The organism is Bacillus sp. FSL R5-0431 (genome assembly GCF_038002985.1).
Classification (GTDB): domain Bacteria; phylum Bacillota; class Bacilli; order Bacillales; family Bacillaceae; genus Bacillus.
In genome coordinates this window covers 1140882-1167236 of record NZ_JBBOOG010000001.1, presented here as the reverse complement: position 1 = coordinate 1167236, position 26355 = coordinate 1140882, and the positions used below count along the sequence as shown (strand labels likewise).

Annotated in this window: 34 protein-coding genes, 1 tRNA gene and 2 riboswitches; of the genes, 10 read left to right on the top strand and 25 right to left on the bottom strand. The window is 41.6% G+C overall.

The annotated features are described in order from the left end of the window. Nucleotides 1-93: 93 nt before the first annotated feature. The 9 genes from MKZ03_RS05735 to MKZ03_RS05695 form a co-directional block, all read right to left on the bottom strand. Entirely contained in the window at nt 94-273 is a 180-nt protein-coding gene (locus MKZ03_RS05735) for a RapH phosphatase inhibitor (protein ID WP_099727532.1), read from the bottom strand. After that, nucleotides 263-1381 (bottom strand): Rap family tetratricopeptide repeat protein, encoded by a 1119-nt coding sequence (locus MKZ03_RS05730; RefSeq protein ID WP_334748690.1) that lies wholly within the window; start codon nt 1379-1381, stop codon nt 263-265. Before MKZ03_RS05730 ends, MKZ03_RS05735 begins: the two co-directional genes overlap by 11 nt. Nucleotides 1382-1585: 204 nt before the next feature. Next, entirely contained in the window at nt 1586-2248 is a 663-nt protein-coding gene (catA, locus tag MKZ03_RS05725; protein ID WP_341031236.1) for a type A chloramphenicol O-acetyltransferase, read from the bottom strand. Between the two features lie 154 nt (nt 2249-2402). Next, nucleotides 2403-3233, bottom strand: coding sequence for a sialate O-acetylesterase (locus tag MKZ03_RS05720; protein WP_341031235.1), 831 nt, complete (start codon nt 3231-3233; stop codon nt 2403-2405). A 708-nt stretch (nt 3234-3941) separates the two neighbouring features. Next, nucleotides 3942-4118, bottom strand: a complete 177-nt coding sequence (locus tag MKZ03_RS05715) for a hypothetical protein (RefSeq protein ID WP_187704447.1) — start codon at nt 4116-4118, stop codon at nt 3942-3944. Between the two features lie 102 nt (nt 4119-4220). Then, nucleotides 4221-4469: a hypothetical protein gene (locus MKZ03_RS05710; RefSeq protein WP_341031232.1), complete on the bottom strand. Its 249-nt coding sequence runs from the start codon at nt 4467-4469 to the stop codon at nt 4221-4223. A 142-nt stretch (nt 4470-4611) separates the two neighbouring features. Then, nucleotides 4612-4684, bottom strand: a tRNA-Val gene (locus MKZ03_RS05705). Between the two features lie 129 nt (nt 4685-4813). Further along, nucleotides 4814-5992, bottom strand: coding sequence for a cystathionine beta-lyase (gene metC, locus MKZ03_RS05700; protein WP_341031230.1), 1179 nt, complete (start codon nt 5990-5992; stop codon nt 4814-4816). Further along, nucleotides 5989-7107, bottom strand: coding sequence for a methionine biosynthesis PLP-dependent protein (locus MKZ03_RS05695; protein WP_066031026.1), 1119 nt, complete (start codon nt 7105-7107; stop codon nt 5989-5991). The genes metC and MKZ03_RS05695 overlap by 4 nt, the downstream gene beginning before the upstream one ends. 79 nt (nt 7108-7186) lie before the next feature. After that, a riboswitch (SAM riboswitch) is annotated at nt 7187-7308 on the bottom strand. A gap of 221 nt (nt 7309-7529) precedes the next feature. Between MKZ03_RS05695 and MKZ03_RS05690 the strand changes: the two genes are divergently transcribed. Genes MKZ03_RS05690 through MKZ03_RS05680 form a run of 3 tightly spaced genes read left to right on the top strand, consistent with a single transcriptional unit; the run spans nt 7530 to nt 9279 of the window. After that, complete coding sequence (locus MKZ03_RS05690) at nt 7530-8270, top strand: alpha/beta hydrolase (RefSeq protein ID WP_034663170.1); 741 nt, start codon at nt 7530-7532, stop codon at nt 8268-8270. Nucleotides 8271-8322: 52 nt separating this feature from the next. Then, a complete protein-coding gene (locus MKZ03_RS05685) occupies nt 8323-8838 on the top strand; it encodes a YjcG family protein (RefSeq protein WP_106031519.1) in 516 nt (171 codons plus the stop codon). Between the two features lie 6 nt (nt 8839-8844). Further along, entirely contained in the window at nt 8845-9279 is a 435-nt protein-coding gene (locus MKZ03_RS05680) for a GNAT family N-acetyltransferase (protein ID WP_058014269.1), read from the top strand. A 79-nt stretch (nt 9280-9358) separates the two neighbouring features. Here the strand turns inward: MKZ03_RS05680 and MKZ03_RS05675 are convergent, their stop codons facing one another. Then, nucleotides 9359-9616, bottom strand: a complete 258-nt coding sequence (locus tag MKZ03_RS05675; protein ID WP_341031227.1) for a hypothetical protein — start codon at nt 9614-9616, stop codon at nt 9359-9361. A 118-nt stretch (nt 9617-9734) separates the two neighbouring features. On the opposite strand from MKZ03_RS05675, the gene MKZ03_RS05670 reads away from it, so the two are divergent. Further along, entirely contained in the window at nt 9735-12047 is a 2313-nt protein-coding gene (locus MKZ03_RS05670) for an ATP-dependent helicase (protein WP_341031225.1), read from the top strand. A 16-nt stretch (nt 12048-12063) separates the two neighbouring features. Here the strand turns inward: MKZ03_RS05670 and MKZ03_RS05665 are convergent, their stop codons facing one another. From MKZ03_RS05665 to MKZ03_RS05645, 5 genes are all read right to left on the bottom strand, one after another. Then, nucleotides 12064-12321, bottom strand: a complete 258-nt coding sequence (locus tag MKZ03_RS05665; RefSeq protein ID WP_003212292.1) for a stage VI sporulation protein F — start codon at nt 12319-12321, stop codon at nt 12064-12066. 138 nt (nt 12322-12459) lie between these two features. Further along, nucleotides 12460-12597, bottom strand: a complete 138-nt coding sequence (locus MKZ03_RS05660) for a YjcZ family sporulation protein (RefSeq protein ID WP_003212017.1) — start codon at nt 12595-12597, stop codon at nt 12460-12462. An 84-nt stretch (nt 12598-12681) separates the two neighbouring features. Beyond that, the gene (locus MKZ03_RS05655) at nt 12682-12903 is read right to left on the bottom strand and encodes a hypothetical protein (RefSeq protein ID WP_060596024.1); all 222 of its coding nucleotides are present in this window, start codon (nt 12901-12903) and stop codon (nt 12682-12684) included. Nucleotides 12904-12989: 86 nt separating this feature from the next. Further along, complete coding sequence (locus MKZ03_RS05650) at nt 12990-13118, bottom strand: hypothetical protein (RefSeq protein WP_258182060.1); 129 nt, start codon at nt 13116-13118, stop codon at nt 12990-12992. 71 nt (nt 13119-13189) lie between these two features. After that, nucleotides 13190-13540 (bottom strand): DUF1360 domain-containing protein, encoded by a 351-nt coding sequence (locus MKZ03_RS05645; RefSeq protein ID WP_034620057.1) that lies wholly within the window; start codon nt 13538-13540, stop codon nt 13190-13192. Between the two features lie 177 nt (nt 13541-13717). Between MKZ03_RS05645 and MKZ03_RS05640 the strand changes: the two genes are divergently transcribed. The 5 genes from MKZ03_RS05640 to MKZ03_RS05620 all read left to right on the top strand — a co-directional run bounded on the left by MKZ03_RS05640 (nt 13718) and on the right by MKZ03_RS05620 (nt 16357). Further along, entirely contained in the window at nt 13718-14104 is a 387-nt protein-coding gene (locus MKZ03_RS05640) for a spore coat protein (RefSeq protein WP_106031516.1), read from the top strand. Nucleotides 14105-14147: 43 nt separating this feature from the next. Beyond that, a complete protein-coding gene (locus MKZ03_RS05635; RefSeq protein WP_034663892.1) occupies nt 14148-14483 on the top strand; it encodes a hypothetical protein in 336 nt (111 codons plus the stop codon). An 88-nt stretch (nt 14484-14571) separates the two neighbouring features. Further along, nucleotides 14572-15069 carry a spore coat protein gene (locus tag MKZ03_RS05630; RefSeq protein WP_034663188.1) on the top strand — a complete coding sequence of 166 codons (498 nt, stop codon included), beginning with the start codon at nt 14572-14574 and terminating at the stop codon, nt 15067-15069. 146 nt (nt 15070-15215) lie between these two features. Beyond that, a complete protein-coding gene (locus MKZ03_RS05625) occupies nt 15216-15707 on the top strand; it encodes a CotY/CotZ family spore coat protein (protein WP_034663191.1) in 492 nt (163 codons plus the stop codon). Nucleotides 15708-15913: 206 nt separating this feature from the next. Beyond that, nucleotides 15914-16357, top strand: a complete 444-nt coding sequence (locus tag MKZ03_RS05620) for a CotY/CotZ family spore coat protein (RefSeq protein ID WP_106031515.1) — start codon at nt 15914-15916, stop codon at nt 16355-16357. 35 nt (nt 16358-16392) lie between these two features. Here the strand turns inward: MKZ03_RS05620 and MKZ03_RS05615 are convergent, their stop codons facing one another. The 10 genes from MKZ03_RS05615 to MKZ03_RS05570 form a co-directional block, all read right to left on the bottom strand. Further along, nucleotides 16393-17079 carry a CotO family spore coat protein gene (locus tag MKZ03_RS05615; protein WP_106031514.1) on the bottom strand — a complete coding sequence of 229 codons (687 nt, stop codon included), beginning with the start codon at nt 17077-17079 and terminating at the stop codon, nt 16393-16395. Nucleotides 17080-17193: 114 nt separating this feature from the next. Next, nucleotides 17194-17970 carry an enoyl-ACP reductase FabI gene (fabI, locus tag MKZ03_RS05610; protein ID WP_034663198.1) on the bottom strand — a complete coding sequence of 259 codons (777 nt, stop codon included), beginning with the start codon at nt 17968-17970 and terminating at the stop codon, nt 17194-17196. Nucleotides 17971-18120: 150 nt separating this feature from the next. Continuing rightward, nucleotides 18121-18927 (bottom strand): bifunctional hydroxymethylpyrimidine kinase/phosphomethylpyrimidine kinase, encoded by an 807-nt coding sequence (gene thiD / locus MKZ03_RS05605; protein ID WP_307499464.1) that lies wholly within the window; start codon nt 18925-18927, stop codon nt 18121-18123. Nucleotides 18928-18943: 16 nt separating this feature from the next. Then, nucleotides 18944-19957, bottom strand: coding sequence for a thiazole biosynthesis adenylyltransferase ThiF (locus MKZ03_RS05600; RefSeq protein ID WP_341031220.1), 1014 nt, complete (start codon nt 19955-19957; stop codon nt 18944-18946). Then, nucleotides 19954-20721, bottom strand: coding sequence for a thiazole synthase (locus tag MKZ03_RS05595; protein WP_034322849.1), 768 nt, complete (start codon nt 20719-20721; stop codon nt 19954-19956). The genes MKZ03_RS05600 and MKZ03_RS05595 overlap by 4 nt, the downstream gene beginning before the upstream one ends. Nucleotides 20722-20725: 4 nt before the next feature. Next, nucleotides 20726-20929, bottom strand: coding sequence for a sulfur carrier protein ThiS (thiS, locus tag MKZ03_RS05590; protein WP_034663206.1), 204 nt, complete (start codon nt 20927-20929; stop codon nt 20726-20728). Then, nucleotides 20926-22038 (bottom strand): glycine oxidase ThiO, encoded by a 1113-nt coding sequence (thiO, locus tag MKZ03_RS05585; RefSeq protein ID WP_341031217.1) that lies wholly within the window; start codon nt 22036-22038, stop codon nt 20926-20928. Before thiO ends, thiS begins: the two co-directional genes overlap by 4 nt. Beyond that, nucleotides 22022-22639, bottom strand: a complete 618-nt coding sequence (gene tenI / locus MKZ03_RS05580) for a thiazole tautomerase TenI (protein WP_307499461.1) — start codon at nt 22637-22639, stop codon at nt 22022-22024. Before tenI ends, thiO begins: the two co-directional genes overlap by 17 nt. Next, the gene (gene tenA / locus MKZ03_RS05575; protein ID WP_034663213.1) at nt 22614-23324 is read right to left on the bottom strand and encodes a thiaminase II; all 711 of its coding nucleotides are present in this window, start codon (nt 23322-23324) and stop codon (nt 22614-22616) included. The genes tenI and tenA overlap by 26 nt, the downstream gene beginning before the upstream one ends. A 78-nt stretch (nt 23325-23402) precedes the next feature. After that, nucleotides 23403-23512: riboswitch (TPP riboswitch) on the bottom strand. Nucleotides 23513-23571: 59 nt separating this feature from the next. Continuing rightward, nucleotides 23572-25413: a monovalent cation:proton antiporter family protein gene (locus MKZ03_RS05570; RefSeq protein ID WP_106031509.1), complete on the bottom strand. Its 1842-nt coding sequence runs from the start codon at nt 25411-25413 to the stop codon at nt 23572-23574. Between the two features lie 162 nt (nt 25414-25575). Here MKZ03_RS05570 and prpE point away from each other — a divergent pair, with 162 nt between their 5' ends. Continuing rightward, on the top strand, nt 25576-26319 hold the full coding sequence (gene prpE, locus MKZ03_RS05565; protein ID WP_034663218.1) for a bis(5'-nucleosyl)-tetraphosphatase PrpE: 744 nt from the start codon (nt 25576-25578) through the stop codon (nt 26317-26319). Nucleotides 26320-26355: the final 36 nt, after the last annotated feature.

The following is a 26355-nucleotide window of genomic DNA, read 5'->3' as shown; positions in this document are numbered from 1 at the left end:
AAGATATCTGTGAAGGTTTTATTATAGGCCTTGTTGTTTTAACATGTTTCCCAAAAAGAAAACAGACCTTCTTAAGGTCTGTTTTCTTTTCATCTAAACGTTTTGAGATGCTGTGTTTCGATCGATTTTTTGTGGAATGAAAGTTGTATTTCTATTCGAATCTTCCATTGTTGTATTTCGATTTGATGCTGGTTTTATCGTACTAGATGCTTCATATACACCTGCACCTAGAAAGATTATAGAGCTTATAATAATCATTTTTTTAATACTCATAAAGACACTCTCCTTTTTGAATATTTTGTTGGGCTTGAAATGCCATCCTGTAATATTCTGTTGCTTTCTCAAACTTTCCTCTTTTTTCATGAATAACTGCAAGATTTTTAGTGAATTCTTCTACGAAAACAAACAACTGCTTTTCTTCAAATGTCTGAAGCATAGCTTGAATCTTATCCTCATCATTACTTTCATATGTAGTTCTTATAGAACGTATTAATAGAATTTCGTGCGGGTTCTCTTTATGAGAGATCAGGTTCAAAGCTTTATCCACTAATTTGGATGCTTCATCAGTTTTTCCTGTCTTATATAGCGCCCAACAAAGGTTAACATATATGACCGATTTTACATCGTCCATACCATCTTCTGATATTTCAAGGGACTCTTGATAATATTGGATAGCCTTTGCATAATCTTGTTTTTTTTCATAATTGTTTCCTATATTTAAAAGTACCTTGGCAATCAACCTTTTATCCGCTATTTTTTCAGCGATGGAACAGGCTTTATTCAGGTGTATTAATGATTTTTCATACTGCTTAAAATCATCATAATTTCCTGCTATTACAAATAAACATTGAACTGTTCTAATCTTGTATAACTCATACTGATCGTAAATTTCAAGTGCCTTAATAATGTGATGCATAGAAACATGCGTTTGTTTCATAATATAGTAGGCTTCAGCCACCTTGAAATGAAACTCTGCTTGCTCAATATTATCGACAACCAATGCAAGCTGCCTTTCAGCGATCTTATAATATTGGATAGCCTGTATGTATTCTTTCTTACTAAATTCATGCATTCCTCTAAAAAAGGCATTGTAATATTGCAACATACCGGAAAGTTGATGATTAGAATTCTCAATTTTATCAACTAAGTCTGCTATCGAAAAAGAACGCTGCTTTGAGGGTTTAATATAATCAAGCATAAGCTGGTGGCGAAAGCACATCAATTGATAATAAATCAGTAAATCTTGATCCTCTTCCATTCGTTCAATTTCTTGTTCTACCTCAGCTTTCAAAATCTCTGCATCAGGTACACTGAATTGCCGAATCATTTTATACCATTCATTTATTTTCACACCTACATGTGAAGAAAGAACTTTCTCCATCCCTTATTCCCCTTCCACTAAACTCCCTTATATTACATTTATTATCACATGCAATAATTTACAAAGCACCGAAAAGAAACCGCAAAAAGAACAAATGTAGCATCGTAAACCTTTGGCACATTTCATGATCATCACAAAACAAAAAGGCAGACTCATTTCAGTCTGCCTTCATCTTCTAGATTTCCATGAGAACACCTTTTGTCTTCAGGTAATCTGCAATGAATCATTTAACCACTCTTCACAATGTTCTATAAGCCACCTCAAATATTCCACATATTGACCGACGTGATAGCCATCTGAAACACCATGATGTACTTGAATGGCGACTGGCAGGATGATTTTTTCTTCTTTCATCTTAAATTGACCTAACGTAAATATTGGCAGTAAATAAGTTTCATCTGTAGATATATTAAGATGAAAAGAAGTGAAATCAATCCACGGTAGACTTGAAATATTGAACATGTTTTTTGGCATATTAGGTTTTGGAAATAGTTTGCTGCTTTCGCTAAATGTTTCAATGTCCGCTGCACAGCTTTTATAAAACTGAGCAAAGTTTTCGTCATAAGGCGTCCAAATACTTGAAAATGTCTTCGTTTCTTTATTTAAAATCGTATAACTAGGATGGAGAAGTTCCCAGTAGCCAAGTTCATCGTTCACTTGATCCATTCGAAACTCTCGTATTTTTTGCACAGCTCTTGCTAACAAATAAATTTGCACAGGATATACTTTTAGCTTTTTTTCTTTCAATATGGAATGCAAATTCGTGATGTCTAGATCGATCACAAGGCTATATGAGCATTGGGTTAACGTCATATAATGATGAAAGTGCTCTTTTCGCGGGTAATTTTCGTCTATTTGTTTAAACATTTTTTATCTCCTCCTGAATGTGATTTCATGTATTCAGGAGGAGACTTTATCTGTTTTCACCACCACAATCATCCTTTCAAGAGATATGTCATGTTTCTGTCTATCACTACTGTGAGTTATAACGTTTTCATTCAAAGGCTACCATAAGCTTAACCTACGATAAAGCCTCCAGCAACTCTTCGTAAGTAATCTTGCCCAACGTGAACTTTTCTAGTGCTATGTATTTTTTCTCCGCTGAGGTATTCATTCTATTATGACATTCATTGACTAACTCATTTTCATTTGGTAATGGCTCATGTATATGTTCTTTTTTTCGAAATGCTTCATAGTATCTTATACCAAATATTCTCTGGGACATCGCATTGATGTGAATTCCGTCTGGGTTAGATATAAGATCTTTCGCAGTAACATAATAGCAATTTTCATTATGATGTGCATATTTTTGTAGTTCCTCATTAATACGTTGATATTCCACACACCCTGCGCCAAATGCCAACTTTCCCAAGTAATCGCCCAAACCTCCTATTAAAAGCGGAATGTTAGGTACAGATAATTCAGTTCTTAGTTCATGAAATAATCTTTGTATTTTTTCATAGTATTCTTTGTATTTCCCATCTTGGCTGTCACTTTCTCCTTGATGCCATAATATCCCGACCAATTCGCTATTTTCCTTTGCAAATTTAGCTTCATTTATTGCATGACGAAATAATGCTCCGTCTAGCGACCACTCATCAATGGAACTGCCACCTTCGGCACATGGAATAAGACCAATCTTCTCTCCTTCATGATCCTTGCACCAAGCCTCCGCAAAGGAAGCCGCCAGTCCTACGCCAGCTACCGGCCTATCAAAATGAATGGGTTCAGTCATCATTTGCCATCTACCATTTCGCAACATCATGATTCTTTCATTATAAATCGGAGGCACTTCATGCTTGAAGCCGCGCCCCGCCATATTTGATTGTCCAATTAGTAAAAGTGACTTCATATCTTTCTCCCCTCCACTGAATATTTTATCAAATGTGTATTCTCCTGAACGTTATTAGTTTATCTTTCCTCTGTTATTTCTAGATTAGGGCTTCTTTTAATTTATTCGAAAAGTGCATAAAGCTATTAATCTACAATTTTTAAAACTGAACTTGGAACAACCACCTATACCTCTAACAAAGAGACAGGTAATATTTCTGTTTCTAGTAATTAACTAAAATCTTACGAAATAGCCGCAATTGAAGAACAAGTAAATAAGATTGCAAATAGCATTGTATTAGAAAATCAAATGAATAAAGTTAGTAATTCTCTTGAACAGTTAGCGAATAATAATTTCACAACACAAAAACAAAAGGGAAAATGGGCGTGGTCCAAATATGATCATTACCGTGTTACAGTAGAGGGAAAGGCAGCTGGGAGTAATTGCAGCAGCAATTTTAAACCATATTCCTTATGTTGGCTGGATTGCTGCTGCCGCTGCTCAAGTAATGATCCAATTGAAAATGAAAACAGGTTACTTCTCCGCACGTTGGGGAACACGTGCAGACACTGACATTTGTTACTTATGGAGAAAGAGACATTTAAAAATGTTCTCGGACAGTAAACGTAAAAATAAAAAACTGGACGAAATAAGTTCTCCAGGAAAAATGTATATGTGTGGAACTGGTTGAAAAAAATAGCCCCATTCTAATGCAGACTAGGGTGTCTTTTATTGCTGTTTTTGTTCTTTTAGTTTTTTGAAAATCACAAATTGATATACTCCAAATAGTACGGTTAGGATGATGATTGCAGTAAATATTTGATCGACTGGAAGCAAGAAATATACGACAATAAAAAATAAAAGCAAAACAAAATAACCTATATTGAACGCTCTTTTAAATGTCATCATATTACCTCCTTTTTACAATCATATCACGTTTTACCTACCCTTATAACCAACTTTTACCAATTAAAACACAAAAAACCCATATCCAATAAAGGACAGGATTTACTTATTTCGATGCTTTTTGAAGAGCTGCTTTTGTCTTCGGACCATAGATACCTTCAGCGCTAAGCCATGCATGAGCTGGGACCGCATTTTCTGTTTTTGGCCAAAGTAGCCGTCTATCCCATTGTTTTTGGCTTCCTTTTCAGGATAGAAAAATACAGCAGACAGTGCTTCCTGTAGAGCTTTTACTCTAGCACCCCTTGTCAAAGGCTCGGTCACTTTAACGATGCCAGATGGTAAGTCGAACACTTTAGTCGTTTTGATCCTAAAAATACTGAGAAACAATCTGGTGGATAAAGTTCGTCCCCAATTCGTCCCCAATCAAAAGAAACAGAACAAATATTCGTTGTCAAAAAAACAAAAAACCCTTGCTTAGCAAGGGTTTCAACGATGATTCCGACTGGGCTCGAACCAGCGACCTCTACCCTGTCAAGGTAGCGCTCTCCCAGCTGAGCTACGGAATCGGGTTATGTATCAGTTCTGGGCTTTCTGTTACTGACATTCTCTATTATATAACCATCATGATCAGTCGTCAATGGTTTTGTTCAAAAAAGGTCAAAAAGCCGGTAACCGGACCGGCTTTTTTCTCTCCTTTATGATTGGTTCACAAGAACTGGCTTAAGTTGATCGAGTGCTTGTTTGAAGTCGCGTTTAAGGTCTTCTCCGTTTTCGACCCCTACACTTAATCGAAGCAGGCCATCTGTAATCCCTCTTTTTTCTCTTTCTTCTTTTGGCATAGCGGCATGTGACATTTTGGCTGGGTATGACAGAATGGATTCGACGGCGCCAAGGCTGACGGCGAATACAGGTAATGTGACAGCATCCACCAATTCTTTGACAGCTGCTTGGTTTTCTAATTCAAATGAAAGAACAGCTCCTGCTCCGCTTGCCTGCTTTCGCTGAATGTCCGCCCCTGGATGGTCATCTAAGCCTGGATAGTACACTTTTTTCACCGCAGGATGCTCTTTGAGAAATGAGGCCAGTTCGAAGGCCGTTTGGCTTGCTTTTTCTAATCTGACCTGAAGGGTTTTTAACCCTCTTAACACAAGCCAGCAATCCTGCACGCCAAGCACCGCACCAAAGGAGTTTTGCAGCGAATAGAGTTCTTCTCCCAGCTTCTCGTCTTTCACGACAGCTAAGCCTGACAGTACATCACTGTGACCGCTCAAAAATTTCGTTGCGCTGTGCAGGACTACGTCAACGCCAAGGTCAAGCGGACGCTGAAGAGCGGGTGTTAAAAATGTATTATCTAAAAAAGTCAGACAGTCATGTTCTTTCGCAAGCTGGACGACGCCCTCAATATCCGTAATACCTAGAGTCGGGTTTGACGGTGTTTCCATGTAAATGACTTTTGTATTCAATTGAATGCCTCTTTTGACTTCATTCAAATCCGTCATGTCCACAAAGGTATGCTCAATGCCAAATCGAGAAAGAACTTGGGTGATCATCCGAAATGTACCACCGTACACCTCTCTTGTGACAAGGACGTGATCCCCCTTTGATAATAGAAGAAAAGCAGTTGAGATGGCTGCCATGCCTGATGCAAAAGCAAGCCCTCTTGTTCCTCCTTCTAGCGCCGCAATCGTATCCTCTAATGCTTGACGTGTAGGAGTCCCCGATCTTGAGTAGTCATATTGACCAAATTCATCGAAGCTGCTTTGATGAAAGGTGGATGCATGCTGAATTGGCACACTGACTGCACCTGTTGAACGATCTGTTTTAAACGCATTATGAACGAGTTGGGTTTCGAGTGTCCAATCGTGTGTGGTCATTTGGCGTGTACCTCCTCTTTCACTTGTGATAGTGCCTGTTTCAGGTCTGCTTTCAGGTCATCTACGTGCTCAATGCCAACGGAGAAACGGAGCAGTTTGTTACAAACGCCATTTGCAATGCGAATCTCCTCTGGGATATCCATATGCGTTTGCGTTGCAGGATACGTAATAAAGCTTTCGATTCCGCCAAGACTTTCAGCAAAACAGATCGTTTTCAGCTGCTTCAAAAATGGATTGACCCAGTCCTCCTTGGCTACACGGAATGACAGCATTCCTCCCTTGCCTGGGTAAAGGACATCTTGAATTTCTGGCTGTTTCTTTAAAAACTCTGCCAGCTCCTTCGCATTTGCCTCGTGCTGGCGCATTCTAAGAGCCAGTGTTTTCATTCCTCTCATTAAAAGCCATGAGTCAAACGGAGATAAAACGGCTCCAATTGCGTTTTGATGCTGGAACATGTCTTCAGACAGCTGCTCTCCTTTTGTCACCACAAGACCGGCAAGGACGTCATTGTGTCCGCCTAAATATTTGGTTGCGCTATGGATGACAATGTCCGCTCCAAGTGTAATCGGCTTTTGCAAAACGGGTGTGTAAAAGGTGTTATCGACAATGACCAAAGCGCCATATTCTTTTGCAATCTTTGCTATTTTTTGAATATCTGCTTCCTGCATAAGTGGATTTGTCGGCGTTTCAATAAAGACCGCTTTTGTGTTTGGCGTGATTTTAGAACGTAAACAGTCTTCATCTGAAAAATCATCGTAAAGAAAACGTAAGCCGTACTTTTTCCATTCGTTTTCAAACAAACGGTATGTACCGCCATATAGGTCTGATGAGACGATGAGTTCATCTCCGCTTTCAAATAATGCCATGATCGTTTGGATCGCAGCCATTCCCGAACTGAAGGCAAAGCCGGCCGTCCCTTCTTCGAGTGAAGCAATCGCATCCTCTACAAGCTGCCTTGTTGGGTTTTTCGTTCGAATGTAATCAAATCCGGTTGATTCCCCTATGCCTCTATGTCTGTATGCTGTTGAGAGATAAACGGGGGGACTGACTGTGCCAGTCGCCTCTTCGCTGCGGTTTCCAATTTGCGCTAATGTCGTTTCCACATGTTCTGTCATTTGACACCATCCTAAGTAAAAATCTGATTTCAAAACAGAAAACCCCTTCTTCATAAGAAGAAGGGGTTTTAATCGCTTCCTCTTATCTTCCAAGCAAAAAAGCTGCTTGCTGGATTTAGCACCTTGGTACATCACATGAAGTGATGCATACCGGTTGCTGAGGTTTCAAAGGGCCAGTCCCTCCACCTCTCACGATAAGAATGTGTTGTCTGTCTGTTCTAATTCTTAATACTGTAACGCATTAAATCTCATTTTTCAAGAGGAATCGGACCAATTAATTAAAATTTTCTGTATTTTATAACAGATTCGATGTCAACTGAATGGATTGCATGTTAGCATATAGGAACAACGCTGTTTTTCATGTTACAATGAATGGAAACGTTTCACTTTGTGATGAAATTGGTTAGCTGGAGGAATGGATTATGGTGAAGAAAACAGGCATTATTCAAGAAGAAACCTTACATTCAAAAGAACTTGGGGCGGATATGACCCTTTTGATCTATTTACCAGTCAATTACTCCCCCCTTTATACATATCATGTCATCATTGCCCAAGATGGTCATGATTATTTCCGCTTAGGCAAAATAGGCAGACAGGCGGAAGAATTGATGCAAAACAAAGAAATGGAACGCTCGATTATCATTGGTGTCCCTTATGAAAATGTCTCGGAAAGACGGAATACGTATCATCCAGATGGCACAAAGTTTGAAGCATATAAACGCTTTTTAGCAAATGAACTTGTCCCTTATATTGATACGCACTATCCAACCTATCAAATTGGATCAGGACGCACGTTTATTGGTGATTCGCTAGGTGCTACGATTTCTCTTATGACAGCGATTGATTATCCTTCTTTATTTGGCGGGCTGATTTTGCAGTCTCCTTACGTTGATGATTCAGTCCTAGAAGCCGTTAAACAGTCGACAGCCCTTTCTCCTTATGCCATTATCCATCAAATTGGGGTGGAAGAAACGGCTGTGAAAACGACAGATGGCCAAGTGCTTGATTTTATTCAGCCGAACGAAGATTTAAAAGCCCTTCTTGAACAGTCAGGTGCGGATTATTTATTTGAGACATTCGAAGGGGATCATAAATGGACGTTTTGGCAGCCGCTCATTGCGCCTTCGTTAAAAAGAATGCTCCCATATTCGTTAATCAACTGAATTTTGTTATAATAAACAATAATAAATACTTTCTTAATCAGGAGGGAACACGATGAAATACGGAGTTGTTTTATTTCCATCAAAAAAATTGCAAGATATTGCGAACTCTTACCGGAAGCGTTATGATCCGAACTATGCACTCATACCGCCTCATTTAACATTAAGAACACCTTTTGAATTAACGGATCTAGAAGCGGCTGAGGTCGTCTCAACGTTAAGAGAGTATGCAAAAAATGCTTCTCCTATTACGTTACGTATTAAAAAATTCAGTTCATTCGCTCCTGTAAACAACGTCATTTATATGAAAGTAGAACCGAACGAGGAAATTATGGCGCTCAATGAAAGGTTGTACGCAGATCCACTTGCTGGCACACCTGAATATGCTTTTGTTCCGCATGTGACAGTAGCTCAAAAACTATCAGATGATGAGCACTCAGACGTACTTGGTACATTAAAGCTGAGAAAGATTGACCATGAAGAAACCGTGGATCGCTTCCACCTTTTATATCAGTTAGAGAACGGATCTTGGACCGTCTATGAAACATTTATTTTAGGAGAAGAGGGTTAAAGACATTTGAAAACAGTCATCGCAACAGCACAAACACAACGAGAAGATGCATACTACGTTCGAAAAGAAGTGTTCGTAAAAGAACAAGAAGTCCCGTTAGAGATTGAAATAGATGAACTAGAGGACGAGGCCATTCATTTTGTCATTTATAATGATGAAATGAAGCCTCAGGCAGCCGCTAGACTGCGGATCATTGAAGGGCCAAAGGCAAAGCTGGAACGAATTTGTGTGTTAAAAGAGGCGCGCGCTTTCGGCCTTGGCCACAAACTATTAGAAGCGCTGGAAACAGAAGCCATTGCTAATGGAGCGAAGGAAGCGGTTATGCACGCACAAGTCCAAGCTCTTCCTTTCTACGAAAAGAAAGGCTACAAAGCCGTTTCTGAACCGTTTGAAGAAGCAGGGATCACACATGTCAAAATGACAAAAACACTATCTGTTTGACCAAAAGAAAAAGCGAGAGCATCCATGATGCCCTCGCTTTTCTTTATCATCGTTCGTCAAGGGAAGAAAGCGCAATCATTTATATATACGCATTAATATGAACGCCTTTGCCTTCTTCCATAAACATATCTCGTACAAAGCGTTCCCGCTTTTTTTGCTGTACTTTCGTTTCTGCTTCTGTCACTAAGTCCTCTTTTTTCTCCAGCTCTCTGTATACCTTGTCATGAAAGGTGCGAGTAACCTTTGTTACTTTCGCGTAGTCTTCTTTATTCTGAGGAGCAGGACGATTGATATATTGAAAATACAGATCCGGCTGAATCGGGGCTATATATCCCATCAAGAACGCCTCCTTTGCTTCTCTTCTATTCCCTAATTATGACTGTTTGAAACACGTCTCATTTGATATGATTAGATGTGTTTCTTTTTAAGATTGATTAACTATTGGAGGACTAGCTTTGAAATGCGCACGACAACATGATCGAACGATCTCATTACATACGTATTCGAGAGAACATTATCAATTCCTCCATGACGAGGGAAAAAAAGGGCACTTATCCTGCCCATATTGCGGACAACCAGTCTTTTTCAGATTAAATATACATGAAGAACCTGCCTTTATTCATAAACATATGACTCAGCAAGAGATGTGTGAACAAGCAGAAGAACAAGAAGATCAGAAAAAAAATGCAGAGCAAGAGGAAAGTGTTTCCTATAAAGAACTTGGGGGCTTCCGTTTTCCAACAGGTAAACAGATCATCTCGCAAACGAATGAATCATATGACTGGCAGGAACCAAGGTCGATTCAATTTAGCGATGCGTTACATTTAGAAGAGAATGAACAAGCACATACCATCGATCTCTTTCCGCATATTACCTTTAGCACACCGCAGCTTCAAGCTGTCACACATAAAGACGGTCCAATGCTGGTGCTGGCTGGCGCTGGCAGCGGAAAAACAAGAGTCTTGACAGCTAGAGCGGCATATCTCATGTCACATCATCATATTCCTGCTCACCATATCTTACTCGTGACTTTCACCACAAAAGCCAGCAGTGAAATGAAAGAAAGACTGCGCAAGCAATACCAGCTTCATCCATCACAAGCAAGTCAAGTGGTGACAGGCACCTTCCACAGTCTTTTTTATAAAATGCTGCTTCATGACGATGCAAGCAAATGGAACGGCCAGCACCTGATCAAGTTTGACTGGCAGAAGGAACAGTACATTCGAAAAGCCATCATGAATGAAGGACTTGATGAAAAAGACTACCCTACCGATCAAGTACTGCAATCGATCGGCTTTTGGAAAAATGCTTTTTTACCAGGCGAGCTTCCTGATGTGAAGGATGAAAAGGAAAAACACATGTGGACGATCTATCAATCTTATGAACAGCAAAAACGTGACAATCAGCAATTTGACTTTGATGACATGGCAATCGCCTGCTTGCACATGCTGACAGAACAGCCTGAATTGCTGAAACGATATCAAGAACGGTTCAAGTATATTTTAGTGGATGAATTTCAGGATATTAATCCAGTTCAATATCAATTGATTCAGCTTTTAGCTGGAGAATCTGAGCAGCTATTTTGTGTAGGTGATGATGATCAAGCCATTTATGCCTTTAGGGGCAGCAATCCTGCTTTCATTCTTGAATTCAAACGGGACTATCCTTCGGCTCAAATCGTCCATTTACATGCGAATTACCGGTCGCATCATACGATTGTCGCAAGTGCGGATGCCATTATTAAGAAAAATCAGCATCGTTATGAAAAAACGTTAAAAGCCGTCCGTGCGGAGACAATCCCGCCTACGCTCTTTTATCCATATGACGAGGAAGAGGAAGCGACCATGATCGTGGCAGATATTCAGGAGAAAATTAAAAACGGCGCAAAGCCGAATGATATCTGCGTGCTCTTTCGCACCAATACAGGAGGCCGCGCGATTTATGAGCGTCTGCATCAATCCGCGATTCCGTATGAGACGGAGGCTGGTGTCAAAGCCTTCTACAGCAGACGAATTGTTCGGGTTCTTCTCGCCTTCCTCTCTTTAAGTCAGGATGCCGATGATGTGGCTGCTATGAAACAGCTGCTTCCGGTTTTCTTTTTAAAGCAGCAGGCCTTGAACACGATGAAGGCACTGACCATCACGGAAGATTGTTCAATGGTAGACGCACTCGGAAAACTAACAGATATTCAGCCGTTTCAACGGAAAAAGCTGCAATCCATTGTTCCTCTGTTCCGCACGTTACGAACGTTAAAGCCGTCTGACGCTGTGGCGTTTATTGAACAAAAGATGGGACTTGGTGATTACTTAAAAAAACGAGTGAACGATACGAATGTGCTTGAAAAAGGGGCGGATGATGTACGAGATGTAAAAACCGCCGCCAAACGCTTTGAAACGATTGAAGCCTTTCTCGCACATGCCGAACATATGAAATCTGCCGAAAAGGAAAAAACAGATGAACCAGGTGTTCAGCTCATGACGATTCACCGCGCAAAGGGACTTGAATTCCAAACGGTGTACATCACTTGCGTGGTCGACGGAGCACTGCCTCATGATTTCTCACTCGATGAACTAAGAAACGGTGATGAAGAAGCCCTAGAAGAAGAACGCCGTTTATTATACGTGGCCATGACAAGAGCTGAACAATCTCTTTATCTATCTGTTCCATCATTTAGGCGAGGAAAAACCGCTCATCGCTCGCGCTTTTTGTATCCCCTACTAAAGAAAAACCGAGAATTATTCACAGAAAAACAACAGGCCCCCCTTTAAGCGGAGAGCCTGTTGTTTATTTTTTGTTGTTCATCATTTTAGCGATTGTATTGAAATCAAGCTTTTCTTTTCCACTTGTAATCGATTGAACGATTTTGTCTTCCATTTCTTTAGGTACACGCTTATTCGCAAGCTGCGCTACTTTTTTAATGACGCCTCGAACCGTTGCTTCATCTTTAAAGTTGGCATTTTGCAAAGAACCTGCAAGCTTAAAAACATCATTCATATTCACACCCGTTTTATTTTCAACGCTTTTAAAGAATTTATTATCCATTCATTTGCCTCCTCTTTGTGGAGTAATCACCTTACTATATGAAAATAGGCGAGATATGTGCCTATCCTAAAGCCTTGTTTGCCCAAAGAGAAAGGAAAGCAAAAGGCTCCCCCATTGCTTCCCTCACCTTCTTACTGTTTAGTTAAAGAAAGAAGCACCAACGATGATTAGAAGGATGAAAAGCACGACGACAAGAACAAATGTTGATCCATATCCGCCGCCATAACCTCCGCCGTAGCCGCCGCAAGAACCGCCACCGTAACCGTAACAACTCATATATAAGCACCTCCTCTTCTCCCTTACAAAATATGAAAAATACTACAAATGGTTTGGACGATCACATAAAAAAGTGCGGAATTTTTATTTCTGCTGTTTAAAGACGTAATCTGCCTCTCCATGACGCATCATGAATGCTTCTGTTTCTTTCGCAAAAGCATCCATCTTCTCGCCAAATACCTTTAAGTGCTGCTCAAGATCATTCGCTTTATCCGCTAGATCCATTTCACCCTTTTCGTGCGCTTGTTCTTTTCCATCATGAGGTTTAGTGAACAAGGAGCCGATTAATTGTTCGAATGCATCCATTCTGGTCACCCCTTCTCTCTTACATATGCATCACTCAAAAAAAGGGCAACAAAAAAACCGGATAAATCCGGCTTTTGTTTTTTGTTCTATTGAGGTTTCTTTTTCTTTCCACAACCGCAATCTGCTTTTTTGATTTTCTTCGTATAAACAGATTGTTGATTTGACTGCGCTGGATAACCTTGAAGCATATGTGACGGTGTTTCAGTTGGTTTCATCGCAACCCTTCCTTTCCTATTCCATGATAGTATATGCATTTTTTGAAAGCGTGTCTGATCAGTATGCCTGTTTATTTCACCAGCTTTGAGACGATCGCTTCAATAATGCCTGCTGCCGCGGCAATTGCTAATAGTAAATTAAGCCACATGCTGATGACAGGAAATAGTATGTATATCAGAAGTAAAGCAGCAGTGCACCACATGCCAGTACACCAATAACAGCTTAACAGCTCTCCTACCCAAGACCGCAGCCCTTTACCTTTAATGATGATATATGTCTCCACTTCACCTTGTTCATTGACCTCTTCCTGTTCTTCATGAAATAAACGGCGGAAAGGAGCAGTAATGGTATCAAACACAATCAGCCTCGTCAGTCTAAAGGATGCGAGGGCAAACACGACAAATGACAAAGCACCACTCAGGAGCCTCCACCTCCTTTTTTCTTCTTTTTTGCGTCCTTTCTTTATATATGCAAAAAGAAAGACCGCCATGATGAATCGAGCGGAAATAAAATTGGGTTGTACTTTTTCACGCTTTCCGATTCCACCTTGAGCCTCTGCTGCATTAAATAATGTATAGATAAGAAAGGAGTGAAAGTATTGTCTATTGAAGAAAGTGCTGATTTATTATACACACAACTGTTAAACGAATTAATCAGCAGTTATGATGATTTCATTGAGATCAAAGATTCCGAAAATGTCACAATTCATAAAACAGATGTAACAGCTGCACTCTCCCTTCAAGCGACCGTAACGACAATCATTACTCTTTTAATTCAACTTCTTGTACCAGACGATGAATTGGCTGCAGACATCACAGATCAGCTTTTATCCACACAACAAGTGACAGTCCAAAAGAAAACTGTGATTCAAATCATCAACTGCTATAACATTACGATTACATTATCAGATGCATCCATTATGAACTCCGTCCAAATTCTCACTCAAACATTGAATGTACTCTTAGTTGAAGCCGGCATTCTTTGACCCTTTCTTTTCTAACATGACGTATGAAAGAGGTGAAATCATCGTGGCTGAAGAGAACGAAAAAAAGGAGTTTCAAATCAATACTGATGTTGATCCATTAACGAGTCTTCTTGTAAGTGATGTGTTAAACAAAAACAATATCACAGATGATCAGAAAGCAAATATCTCAGATGATCAAAGAAGAATGATTTTGAAATTAGTCGAGGACTTACAAAAAAAAGCAAATGATTTCGTAGAACAGCAGCAGGAGAAAAAAAGGCAGGCTGAGGCAGCAAAACATGCGGAAGAAGTACAGCCTGAACCAAAAGTACGTCCAAAACGAAATTCACTTCGAGATCGTATTCAGCAGCGCCGTGATGCGCAGCGTAATAACGATTAAATAAAAATGGGTTGCCTGCTAGGGTAAATGCCCGAGACAAAACCACGCATTCCAGCATTTAATAAAGTAAACGGAAGGAGGAATAGAAATGGATTCTAAACCATATTCTTGGGTCGCTCTAGATCGTAACTGTACACACCACGGACACCACGGACACCACGGCGATTACAACTATGAAAGAAAAGCAGTTTGTGATGGCCACTATTATGATGATGAAGATGTCTTGCAAGACTTTGATCAATTGAGTTTTACAAAGCAGACATCTGAGGAAGTCATTATCGTCAGAGACTCTTGTGACATTAACGTCTCTTCTGTTGATGCACAGGTTGCAGCATCTATCCAAGTAGCTGTTCAAACAGCGATCATCACCATTACAAATATCTCAATCGCAGACGGTGATCTGGCTGACCGCGTCACACAAGATCTTTTACAAGCCGCTACTCACAAACAAACAAACCGCCAGAAACTTGTCATCGAAAATTCAAGAAACGTTACAGTATCGACAATCGATGCGGATATCTCGATCGCGATTCAAACACTTACTCAAACACTTGTTGCGACAATCGTTGCAATTGGTATCCTCTAATGTCCAAAAGCAGAGCGAAAAGCTCTGCTTTTCCTTTTATAAAAATACAACAAATATAAATAGTCATTTACCCACACCAACTAGAGGGCGCATACATATGTTGTTAAGGACTAAAGTCAAATACCTTGTTAAAGGAGCTGAAATCCATGAGCTGCGGAAAACACCATGGCCGACATGATGAAAACTGTGTATGCGATGCGGTTGATAAGATTTTAGCAGAGCAGGAAGCTGTAGAAGATAAGTGTCCTACGAGCTGCTACAGTAATTTATTAAGCCCGACAGTTTCTGGAAAAGATACAATTCCGTTTTTAATTTTTGATAAAAAGGGCGGATTGTTTTCTACTTTCGGAAACATTGGAGGATTTGTTGACGATTGCCAATGCTTCGAATCCATTTTCTTCCGGGTTGAAAAATTACACGACTGCTGTGCTACGTTATCTGTATTAAGACCTGTTGATGTACACGGACATACGCTAAGCGTGTGTCACCCTTGTGACCCTGACTTCTTTGGTCTAGAAAAAACGGACTTTTGTATTGAGGTTGATCTAAACTGCTTCTGCGCGATCCAATGTTTAAACCCAGAGCTTGTCGACAGAGTCATGCCATCGAAAGATAAAAAGCATCATCACCACGGCTAAACCAATCGTCCGTTGACCTAACTTGTCATGAGTCAAAGCATCCCCTTCCTTACGAATGACAGCCAATCATGCGGAGCAGTCAGCATAAGAGCTGCCGCTTCCGCATTGATTGAAAGTAGAAGTATCAACTGGCAAAACAAAAAAGCTTGTAGATGATGACAGTGCTCAAACACTCAAACAAATTTCCTAGTATAGGAGGGTTGAATATGAGCCGCAAACATTCATGGAGCTGTGTAGCAGAGGCTGTTGAAAATATTAACGACTTACAAAGTGCCGTCGAAGAAGATTGCCCGACCAGCTGTTACAGCAATCTCCTTTCTCCATCACATTCATTAGGTGACACTGTCCCGTTTGTTCTCTTTACATCCAAATCAAAACCATTCGTCGCATTCGGAAACGTCGGAGAAGTAGATGCAGGTCCTTGCTTCAGCACTGCATTTTTCAGAGTCGAACACATCTGTGATCACTGCGCAACACTCAGCTTGCTTATTGCATTTGACAAAGACCGTCATATTTTAGATTTTACAGATAAAGATTCCTTATGTGATGTGTTCCGATTAGAAAAATCGAAGTATTGCATTGAAGTAGATCTTGACTGCTTCTGCGCAATCGAGTGCTTAAATCCACGACTCATCAACCGTAACTGCTAACAAAAAAAGTCCCTCTATGGGACTTTTTTTATTCGTTAAAAGCCAAGCGGATGAATCGAGGAAATTTCATCTATTGCTAATTCAACTGGATTTCCCCCGCCCGCTGTTCGAATGACCACTAGATCTTCTTTTCGATCCATGATAATCCCTCTATATGTTTTACCATCAGCTTCAATCAGGCAAAGGGCTCTTGGCATATTATGAGGCAGGCTTGTGAGAAAATCGACTTTTTCGTCAATACTCATCTGACTTAAAGGCTTTTTCACTCGTTTTCTTCTACGTTCTTCTTTTGTTTCATGAAATACACCTTCTGGCGGCTTTTCCTCTTCTCGCTGGGGTTTTCGTTCTTGTATAAGTTCTGGTTCTTGTGTGATGTCTTGTTCTTGTGTAAGCTCTGCTTCTGGCGTGATGTCTTGTTCTTGTGTAAATTCTGCTTCTTGTGTGATGTCTTGTTCTTGTGCAAGTTCTGCTTCTTGTGTGATGTCTTGTTCTTGCTGAAGTTCAGGCGGCCCGACTTCTTTTTTCTTCTCTATTTCTTGAGCCACGGGTTCCTCGTGCGTGCTTTCTTCGATCACGTCTTTTGCACTCTGATGACTTTCTTGCGGTTTTTCTGATTTCTTTCGTTTTCTCACGATATTTTGCATGGCCGGCATTGATTCATCATAGCTCGGCTGAACAATATACATAAGCGGCTTCTGGTTCTCATCACCTTTATTTGACATACTAATCCCTCCCGAATGATTCATTCCTTATATATATGAGCGGATGTCTCAAATCAGAAGAAAAATAAAAAAACAGCATACCCATCTTTGGTATGCTGCAATTCAATGATTCGTTTAGCGGGCAATGATATGGAAGCCAGAATCAACATGCAGATTCTCACCTGTCATGCCGCGTGATAGATCACTGAATAAGAATAGAGCTGTATCGCCAACTTCTTCAGGAGTCGTTGTACGGCGAAGCGGTGCACGTTCTTCAATATCCTTCAGGATTGTATTAAAGCCGCTGATGCCTTTTGCAGACAGCGTACGAATTGGACCAGCAGAAATACTGTTCACACGGATACCTTCTGCGCCTAAATCAGCTGCTAAGTATTTCACACTTGCTTCAAGTGCTGCTTTCGCTACACCCATTACGTTGTAGTTAGATACCACACGCTCTCCGCCTAGGTATGTAAGCGTGACGATGCTTCCACCTTCTGTCATCAATGGACGTGCTGCTTTTGCTACAGCTGTTAATGAGTATGCACTAATGTTGTGCGCCAAAAGGAAACCTTCACGGTTCGTGTTTAAGTATTCACCGACAAGTTCTTCCTTGTTTGCAAATGCAATCGCATGCGCAACGCCATGAATGACTTGTACTTTTTCTTTAATTGTAGCGAAACATTTTTCAATCTCTTCGTCACTTGTCACGTCACATGGAAGAATGATTGAATCATTGCGCTCAAGTGTGCTTGCAAGTTCTTTTACAGATTCAGCAAGACGATCTCCAACATAAGTAAAAATCAAACGAGCTCCAGCTTCGTGAAGTGAGCGGGCAATTCCCCAAGCGATGCTTCGTTTATTGGCAACACCCATCACCACGATATTACGGCCTTCTAAAGAAAAGTTCATATGTAATAAAGCCTCCTATTTTTTCAAGACATAGTATTAGTACCTGATCATAATATTATCACAGATCATGAGAGAATGACAATTTCCGCTGAAAGAAAGTTTCTTTTTCATCAAAAAACCGTCCTCGCAAGTGAAGACGGTTCGATTCTCTTATCGTTTGAGCCTGTTTTGCTGATAAGCAAAATGGTTGGTAGGTCCATGTCCAGCGCCAATATTCAAAGGGAATTTGATGGCTTCATGGACAAAGGTTTCTGCTGTTTCAAAAGCCTCTCTCATGGAGTATCCTTTCGCAATTTCAGCTGTTAATGCCGCTGCAAACGTGCAGCCTGTGCCATGTGTATGTGGGGTATCAATATGTTCGTTTGTGACTTCTATAAAGCCTGTTCCATCATACAACAGATCTGTTATCATACCGCCAGAGGGGCCGTGTCCCCCTTTGATCACGACATGTTTCGTACCAAGCTCATATAGACGTTCCGCTGCTAGATAGCGATCCTCTTTTGTCTGAATGCGCATGCCTGTCAGCACTTCTGCCTCAGGAAGATTCGGCGTTACGGCATAGCTGACAGGCAGCAAGTGTGTTTTCAACGCAGAGACCGCATCTTCATTTAATAAAGAAGCCCCTCCCTTTGCGATCATGACTGGATCGACAATCAGCTTCATCTCATATTGAACCGTTTTTTCAGCAACCGTATTGATCATTTCGGCACTCCACAGCATTCCTGTTTTGACGGCATCTGGCCGTAAATCTTCTGCCACTGCATCTATTTGGCGCTCTAACGCCTCGATTGAAAGTGGATATATCCCGTGAACGCCAAGTGTGTTTTGTGCTGTAATCGCTGTAATCGCAGACATTCCATATACACCGAGCTCCTGAAAGGTTTTCAAATCTGCCTGAATGCCAGCTCCGCCGCCAGAATCAGAACCCGCGATGGTGAATGCTTTTTTGATCGTCATTTCATCACACCTCTCATTAGCCAATCCATTGATGATAAATGGTTCTTGCTTTGGCCATATCATTTGTACCATGTACAAGTGCTCTGCCATCTTTAAATAAAACAAGCTTATATTCATCCTTTTGACAAGAAAGTAAATACGGATTTTCAAGCACATCCATTCCTGCTTTCTTTAAGCGAACAGCCACTTCGTGTAATGGTGGCGGGATTTCAGTAGCACTGCGGATTTGTACCGTATTGCGGCCGCATAGTACATCTGCCTTCGCTCTCTTGTCATAGGAGAGAAAAGGATATGTCTTCAGCCCACAGCTTGGACATTGTTTCTTCTTTAAGGAACTGGCTGATCGGATGTCAGATCGTTCATTGGTCCATAAATCAAAGGATCTTAAAATTGGCGTCACTTGATGGCCTGTTAAATATTTAAGGGCATCTGCCACTTGATATGCCGCCACCTGCTGCACCACTGGACTAATGATACCGGCTGTATCACAGGTCATGCCTTGTGCGGGTAAATGTTCAAGCAGGCAGTGTAAACACGGGGTCTCACCAGGAATCACAGTGAATTGAATACCATAGCTGGCTACACAGGCTCCGTAAAGGAACGGAATTTGATGTTTGACAGCAGCATCATTTGCAATCATCCTCACCTCAAAATTATCCGCTGCATCCACGATAATCGAAGCCCCGCTGACCAGTTCATCAATGTGTTCAGCGGTCACATCGACGACGATTCCTTTGACATGCACGTCTCTGTTCACCTGCTTGAGTCTATTTTCAGCCGCCACAGCCTTTGGCAGCCGATCATGCACATCTTGCTCCGTGTAAAGCTGCTGACGCTGAAGGTTGCTCCATTCAATATAATCTCGATCCAAAATGGTGACAGATCCAACGCCAGCACGAACGAGCATTTCAGCACTAGCTGTTCCAAGCGCCCCTGCACCAATAATGACGGCCTTTGAGTCATTTAGCCGCTTTTGCCCCTCTGTGCCGATTGGCTGAAAGAGCTCTTGACGTGAATAACGTGTGCTCAAAATGCCGGCATTCCTTCCTGCGGACTGCTTGCTGTCCCATAATTTTTCAAAGGAATCCGTCCTGCCTCGAAGCCTAGTCTTCCTGATTCAATTGCCAGTTTCATGGCTTTTGCCATTTTCACAGGGTCCTTTGCACCAGACACCGCTGTGTTCAGTAATACAGCGTCAGCCCCTAGCTCCATCGCATAAGCTGCATCCTTTGGAGAGCCTACACCAGCATCAATAATCACCGGTACCTTCGCCTGCTCGATAATAAATGAGAGATTCAGAGGGTTTAGTAAGCCTTGACCTGAACCAATCGGAGAAGCCCCTGGCATGATAGCATGGACACCGAGCTCTTCTAATTTTCTCGCCAGCACCACATCATCAGATGTATAGGGCAGCACGATAAACCCTTCTTCGAGTAGCATTTCCGATGCTTTTAACGTTTCGACTGGATCTGGCAGAAGAGACCTTGAGCAGCCAATGACTTCTACCTTGATCATGTCACACAGTCCAGAAGCCTTCGCTAAACGAGCAATACGAACTGCCTCTTCCGCAGTACTTGCACCAGCTGTATTCGGAAGCAACGTATATTTTGATAAATCAAGCTGCTCCAAAAAATTAGGCTGAGATGCTTCGAAAATGTTCATTCTTCTCACAGCAAAGGTTAAAATTTCTGCTTCTGATACGTTCACGGCTTCTTTTTGAACTTCAAATGATGGATACTTCCCTGTACCAAGTAATAATCTTGATGTGAATGTTTTTCCGCCAATGTGCAGCATGTTGTCATCCTCCTCCTACAAAGTGAACGATTTCAATCGTGTCATTAGATTGAATTTTTACTTGTTGAAACGCTTCTTTGTCAATAATTTCTTGGTTCTTTTCCACGATCACTACTCTATTTTCAAGCTGATAGGCTGATAGCAGATCATAGATCGTTCCATTCTCTTGATCGAAATCAACGATTCTGCCATTCAATTGAATTTTCATACAAACAGTACCTCCTTTCGGCCAATACGAAACGCGTGAAGCCATTCCTTTTTGACCGGTTCACCTAATATCAGGTCGCGAATGATCTCTCCAGTAATCGGGGCAAGTAAAATGCCATTTCTGTAATGCCCTGCAGCAAAAAGAATACGCTGATCTTCTGGATGTCTTCCAATGTAGGGATGCCGGTCGCTTGTCGCCGGGCGAAGACCAGCCCAGCACTGATCAATCGGCATCTCCTTGATCGAAGGCATAAGCTGAGACGCCTTTTGAATCACAGCTTCGATGCCGCCAAGCGTTGGAACAGCCTGCCATTCGTTTGGCTTCATCGTTGCGCCAACGACCAGTTTGCCGCTATCTCGTTGAACGATATAACAATGATCATGGTAAATGGTGTGTGCGAGTGCTGGGCCATTATTCCATACAGACACACACTCCCCCTTTACTGGATAAAGAGAATGAGATAATCCAAGCTCTTCAAAAAAACGGCCAGACCATACACCACTCGCTACAGTCAGATCATCACATGTGAATGTTCCCTTCGTTGTTCTAATTGCTAACGCTTCTTTCTCCCGCTTCACTTCAATCACAGATGTACACTCTTTCACATCCGCCCCGTACCGGACCGCCGCCTGCCAAAATGCCCGGCATACCGCATAAGGTTCGACATGAACATCCTCTTTAATCAAACCTGCTCCTAGAATGTTATCTGCCATTTGAGGCATGCATTTTTTTACGCTGCTTGCGTCAAGCCACTCAAATGTAGACAAATGCTGCATCCGGCAAAGTGCTTGTTTCTCTTCTTCTGTAAAAGCTACCTTCATGATACCGCCCGCTGATGTCCGAATATCAATGCCAGATTCATGCTGTAGATCGACTTTTAACTTCTCGTACAATGCCTGGCTTGCTCTGCCTGCTTGGAAAAAAATATCCTCATGACCCTCTCCTTCAGCATGTGCACCGAGCATCCCAGCAGCCGCACTTGTCGTTTGCTTCCCTACCTCATTCGCCTCAAATAAGACGACCTGCTTTCCTGCTTTTGCAAGGTGATAGGCAATGGACATTCCTATGATTCCACCACCAATGATTGCAACGTCATAATGCTTCTTCATAAGGATGCTCCTTTACCTGTTTAGAAAATGCTTGTGCCATCATGCGCGGCTGATGATGAGTAAAAATCCCAGACATGACAGCAATCCCTTTCACATTCGCGTGTTTCAATTCTGGAATGCGGTCAGGTGTCAATCCACCGATCGCCACCACTGGAATAGACAGTGAAGATGTCAGTTCTTTCACAAGCTGTACGCCTCTTGCCTGAAGTCCTGGTTTACAAGTGGTGTCATATACGTGCCCAAACATGACATACTCTGCTCCATTTTTCTCCGCTGCTTTCGCTTCTTCTATCGAATGAACAGAGACACCCGCATGAAGGTGAGGGAATTTTTGCCGCAGCTCTTTTGGCGAAAAGCTATGGCCTGGGAGATGTACCCGGTGAATATTGGTGAGCAGTGCAACGTCTACTCTGTCGTTGATGATGAGCTTCTCTTTCGGTACACCTTCTAAAAAGAGTCTTTTCACGAGATCAACAAGCTCACTTGCTGTTTTAGACCGTTCCCGGATATGAATAAAATCCACTTCAGGTGCGATGGCTTTTATTTGTTTGATCAGTTCATCCACAGGAAGCGAATCATTTGTCACTGCGTGGAGTTCCATTTGCACCAACCCCATCTAAGCATGCTGTTTGCCATGTTTCTTTTTGATACGCCATTTCCCAGAAATGGTACTCGTAATAGCTTGAAATCACAAAATTTTCTTTCATATTGGCCCGTACATGTTCTGGTGCTTTCTCGGCTAGTTCATCAAAGCGGTTGACCTGTTCAAAGACGAGCTCCTTAAACCAATCCCCTCCATATGTCAAAATCCATTCCTGATAAATCGGATGGTCAGGTGTGGTTTGTTTCAGCTTTTCACCCACCTCATAATATAGCCAGTAGCACGGCAATAATGCGGCTAAAATCTCTTCAAATCGTCCGCTTTTCACAGATCGGTACATATGAGAGGTATACGCATAAGCAGTCGGAGAAGGCTTAAAGTTCTCGATGGCTTCATCTGAAATCTGCAAAAGCTCTGTGAACTTTCTATGCAGCGACAGCTCTGCTTCATACGTACCCTGCGCATGATACGCCATTCTGCCCGTCGTATGTAAGTCCTCACTAATCGCTGCGCCATATGCTTGCACCTTTGCAAAATGAGTTAAATAATATGAATCCTGCATCACATAATACGTGAAACGATCGAGTGAAAGCGTGCCATCTCCAATCCCTTTGACAAATGGGTGTGTGAAGCTTCCATTCCACCATGTTGCTGCTGCTTCTTTACATTCAGTTGAAAACGTCATGTTTCTCTCCTCCTGTTTTTCCATATAAAAAAGCCACTTTCCGCGTGGAAAGTGGCTTGGAATTTGTAAAAAGCATAGTCAAAAACCGCACCACTTCCCTACGCAGGTATGAACCTGTTCAGGTAATGAGGGTCTAAAAGTCGACACTTTTATCTCAGCCCTTTTAAAGGACTCCCCTAGTGGATCAAATATATGATGTTGTACTTCTATCTTAATCAGGAATTGTTCATTGGTCAAGGATTCATTCTTACTCTAATTGGGCTCTTAGTCCTGCCACATACTCACGAGAGCCTGACACAAGCACACGGTCGCCGCTTTTAAGCGTCGTATCTCCATGTGGTACTAAGCTGTCTACCCCTCTGAAAATACGGACAAAGACCAAATCACCGGTAAACGGAAATTCCCTCAGCATGACATTGTGATAACGATGATTGTTCATTTGAATTTGATACAAAGAAGTATCCTCATTTGTTAATAATCGAATCGCATCCGGTGCTTCAATCAAGGCTCTTAGCACCGTTTTAGATGATAGGAAATTAGAAAACGTATCAATGCCTGCTTCCTTCAATGTCAGCTCTGTCTCAGCTTTGTTGACACTAGCAATGACTTGTTTCGCTCCTTCTTCCTTTGCAAATATAGCAATTTCCTTATTTTTCGTCTCACTGCCTGTTGCGACGACGAGGACATCCTCCTGGCCAACGCCTGCCTTTCGCAGCGTCTCATCGTCGTACTCTTCAATCGATTCGACTTCAAAGATGGAGTCAGCAAGCAGCGCTTCTTTATTTTCTTGAAAAACATGTAAAATCCGAATATCATATTCATCCTGATGTAAATCAAGTGTGACAGGTAAGGTCAGCTGATTTGCACCAATAAAGGTCACACGTTTTTTATGGCTCGCAGCTTGTTCTTTTTTAAACAGCGCTTTAAACCAAACAGGCGTTAAAATACTCGTCAGTACCGCGACTAGAATCAGCGCTCCAGACATTTTATGGTCAATGACTCCGAGCCGCTCCCCGATCGTCGCAGCTGCAATGACGAGTGATAACGTCGATGTTAATAAAAAGCCAGAACCGATCACTTTTTTCATGTCATACCATTTTTTCAAATAAAGAATCGGGATGAGCTTACTAACCAGTAATGCAATAAACAGCAGCGGGATCATGATCATAATGGTTGGGTCCTTGAACAGTGCCCATATATTTAAATCCACTCCGACCATCACAAAGAAGATGGGGATCAAAAATCCGTAGCCAAATGAATCCAGCTGCTGGACAAGCTCTTTATTCGGCGAAAGAAGGGACACAAGTACGCCCGCTAAAAACGCCCCAAGAATATTTTCAGCACCGAGTGATTCAGATAAGGCAACTAAGACTATAATGAGAGTAAAGATCGCCCTTGTCCCAATTTGCACGGTCCCTTTTGACATGGACTGAAAAATCGACTTTGTCTTAAATACGCGGCCAAATAAATAAAGCAGAATGCCCGCAGCAAATAATAAGAGCAGAAGCCACATATTCCCTGTACCATCGCCATAAATGGAGGAAAACACAGCAAGTAAAATCATCGTCACCAAATCAGCAATGACGGCGACAAGCAAGATGATTTGACCGATATTCGTCTGCATTAACTTTTCCTCTTTTAAGGTAGGAACCACTACCCCTAATGAGATGGTCGATATAATGAGCGTCATTAAAAAGGCATTTTGGATAAACCCTGCAAGTACAAACGCATAGGACAGGATAAAAGAAATACTAAATACGCCAAGAAAAATAATCGTGGCTGCCTTAAACGTATTTGGTTCTTTTAGACCATTTGGCAGTTCTCGTGCTTTCTTCTTTGACTCAAAAGAAGAAAAATCTATTTCAAGTCCACTTAAAAACATCAAAAAAATAAAACCGAGCATGGATAACGTGTCTAACCATGCATCATGTTCAACTACCAGTTGAAGACCGCTTTTTCCAATGATGAGCCCCATGATGATTTCAGCAACAACGACCGGAATGGTCAGCTTAAACCGGTGCAATAAAAGTGGGGTGAAAAAGGCGACAATAATAACGACAACGAGTGATGAAACAGATGTATGCTCCATTGGCTAAAGCCTCCTAACATTGATGTTTAATCTTTTAAGTTTTACGTTAAAGCATTGATTTTAACAATTGCCTAAATGAAAAGAAAGCCATTCGTTATATGTTCTAAAATTCAAACTTCTTTAACCCCGATGAATGGATGAGAAAGATCAGGAGGAAATCTTATGAAATTTGATATCATTGGAGATATCCACGGCTGCTACGAAGAGCTGCTTACCCTCATACACAAACTAGGATACGAACTCAAACATGGATTACCCGTCCATCCTGATAAAAGAACGCTAGCCCTTGTCGGTGATTTAACAGATCGAGGCCCTCAGTCAGTAGATGTGATGCGATTTGTCATTCATGCCTACGCACACGGCGCGATCCGCTACGTACCTGGCAACCATTGCTTTAAGCTTTATCGCTATTTGAAAGGAAATCCCGTGAAATTACTTCATGGCATCGAAACCACAGTGAACGAAATAAAAAAGCTGCCCCTTCATGAACAAACCAAATTGTCACATGAATTTAAGCAGCTATTTGAGAAGGCTCCGCTTTACGATGTACTCATTCCTGATGAACTGATTATTGCTCACGCAGCGATGAAGGAAAAGGACATTGGAAGAAAGCCGAACAAACAGATGCGATCCTATCTATTATTTGGCGCGGTCACAGGAGAAACATGGCCGGATGGACGACCTGTGCGGAAGGATTGGGCAAAGGAATATCGCGGAAAACCGTGGATTGTCTACGGACATACACCAGTGAAAGAACCCCGATTCGTTGGCAGAACCGTCAATATTGATACAGGCTGCGTATTTGGCCACCGGCTGTCTGCCCTCACATATCCTGAGCTTGAAACGGTCTCTGTTCCTTCCTCTATGCCTTATGACGATTCAAGGTTTCAGCATTTCACATCATAAAAAAACCCGGTCCTGCGCTTGCAGGTAGCCGGGTTT

Excerpts from the sequence above, each read along its gene's own strand:
- MKZ03_RS05685 (WP_106031519.1), top strand. The coding sequence starts at position 8,323 with ATGAAATACGGAGTTGTTTTATTTCCATCAAAAAAATTGCAAGATATT.
- MKZ03_RS05570 (WP_106031509.1), bottom strand. The coding sequence starts at position 25,413 with ATGGAGCATACATCTGTTTCATCACTCGTTGTCGTTATTATTGTCGCC.
- MKZ03_RS05660 (WP_003212017.1), bottom strand. The coding sequence starts at position 12,597 with ATGAGTTGTTACGGTTACGGTGGCGGTTCTTGCGGCGGCTACGGCGGA.
- MKZ03_RS05730 (WP_334748690.1), bottom strand. The coding sequence starts at position 1,381 with ATGGAGAAAGTTCTTTCTTCACATGTAGGTGTGAAAATAAATGAATGG.
- thiD (WP_307499464.1), bottom strand. The coding sequence starts at position 18,927 with ATGACGATCAAAAAAGCATTCACCATCGCGGGTTCTGATTCTGGCGGC.
- MKZ03_RS05615 (WP_106031514.1), bottom strand. The coding sequence starts at position 17,079 with ATGTCAAATAAAGGTGATGAGAACCAGAAGCCGCTTATGTATATTGTT.
- fabI (WP_034663198.1), bottom strand. The coding sequence starts at position 17,970 with ATGAACTTTTCTTTAGAAGGCCGTAATATCGTGGTGATGGGTGTTGCC.
- prpE (WP_034663218.1), top strand. The coding sequence starts at position 25,576 with ATGAAATTTGATATCATTGGAGATATCCACGGCTGCTACGAAGAGCTG.
- MKZ03_RS05625 (WP_034663191.1), top strand. The coding sequence starts at position 15,216 with ATGAGCTGCGGAAAACACCATGGCCGACATGATGAAAACTGTGTATGC.
- MKZ03_RS05630 (WP_034663188.1), top strand. The coding sequence starts at position 14,572 with ATGGATTCTAAACCATATTCTTGGGTCGCTCTAGATCGTAACTGTACA.
- MKZ03_RS05650 (WP_258182060.1), bottom strand. The coding sequence starts at position 13,118 with ATGAAACCAACTGAAACACCGTCACATATGCTTCAAGGTTATCCAGCG.
- thiS (WP_034663206.1), bottom strand. The coding sequence starts at position 20,929 with ATGAAAATTCAATTGAATGGCAGAATCGTTGATTTCGATCAAGAGAAT.
- tenI (WP_307499461.1), bottom strand. The coding sequence starts at position 22,639 with ATGGAACTCCACGCAGTGACAAATGATTCGCTTCCTGTGGATGAACTG.
- MKZ03_RS05735 (WP_099727532.1), bottom strand. The coding sequence starts at position 273 with ATGAGTATTAAAAAAATGATTATTATAAGCTCTATAATCTTTCTAGGT.
- metC (WP_341031230.1), bottom strand. The coding sequence starts at position 5,992 with ATGACCACACACGATTGGACACTCGAAACCCAACTCGTTCATAATGCG.
- MKZ03_RS05655 (WP_060596024.1), bottom strand. The coding sequence starts at position 12,903 with ATGGATGCATTCGAACAATTAATCGGCTCCTTGTTCACTAAACCTCAT.
- MKZ03_RS05695 (WP_066031026.1), bottom strand. The coding sequence starts at position 7,107 with ATGACAGAACATGTGGAAACGACATTAGCGCAAATTGGAAACCGCAGC.
- MKZ03_RS05620 (WP_106031515.1), top strand. The coding sequence starts at position 15,914 with ATGAGCCGCAAACATTCATGGAGCTGTGTAGCAGAGGCTGTTGAAAAT.
- MKZ03_RS05715 (WP_187704447.1), bottom strand. The coding sequence starts at position 4,118 with ATGACATTTAAAAGAGCGTTCAATATAGGTTATTTTGTTTTGCTTTTA.
- MKZ03_RS05665 (WP_003212292.1), bottom strand. The coding sequence starts at position 12,321 with ATGGATAATAAATTCTTTAAAAGCGTTGAAAATAAAACGGGTGTGAAT.
- MKZ03_RS05595 (WP_034322849.1), bottom strand. The coding sequence starts at position 20,721 with ATGCTGCACATTGGCGGAAAAACATTCACATCAAGATTATTACTTGGT.
- catA (WP_341031236.1), bottom strand. The coding sequence starts at position 2,248 with ATGTTTAAACAAATAGACGAAAATTACCCGCGAAAAGAGCACTTTCAT.
- thiO (WP_341031217.1), bottom strand. The coding sequence starts at position 22,038 with ATGAAGAAGCATTATGACGTTGCAATCATTGGTGGTGGAATCATAGGA.
- MKZ03_RS05720 (WP_341031235.1), bottom strand. The coding sequence starts at position 3,233 with ATGAAGTCACTTTTACTAATTGGACAATCAAATATGGCGGGGCGCGGC.
- MKZ03_RS05690 (WP_034663170.1), top strand. The coding sequence starts at position 7,530 with ATGGTGAAGAAAACAGGCATTATTCAAGAAGAAACCTTACATTCAAAA.
- MKZ03_RS05675 (WP_341031227.1), bottom strand. The coding sequence starts at position 9,616 with ATGGGATATATAGCCCCGATTCAGCCGGATCTGTATTTTCAATATATC.
- tenA (WP_034663213.1), bottom strand. The coding sequence starts at position 23,324 with ATGACGTTTTCAACTGAATGTAAAGAAGCAGCAGCAACATGGTGGAAT.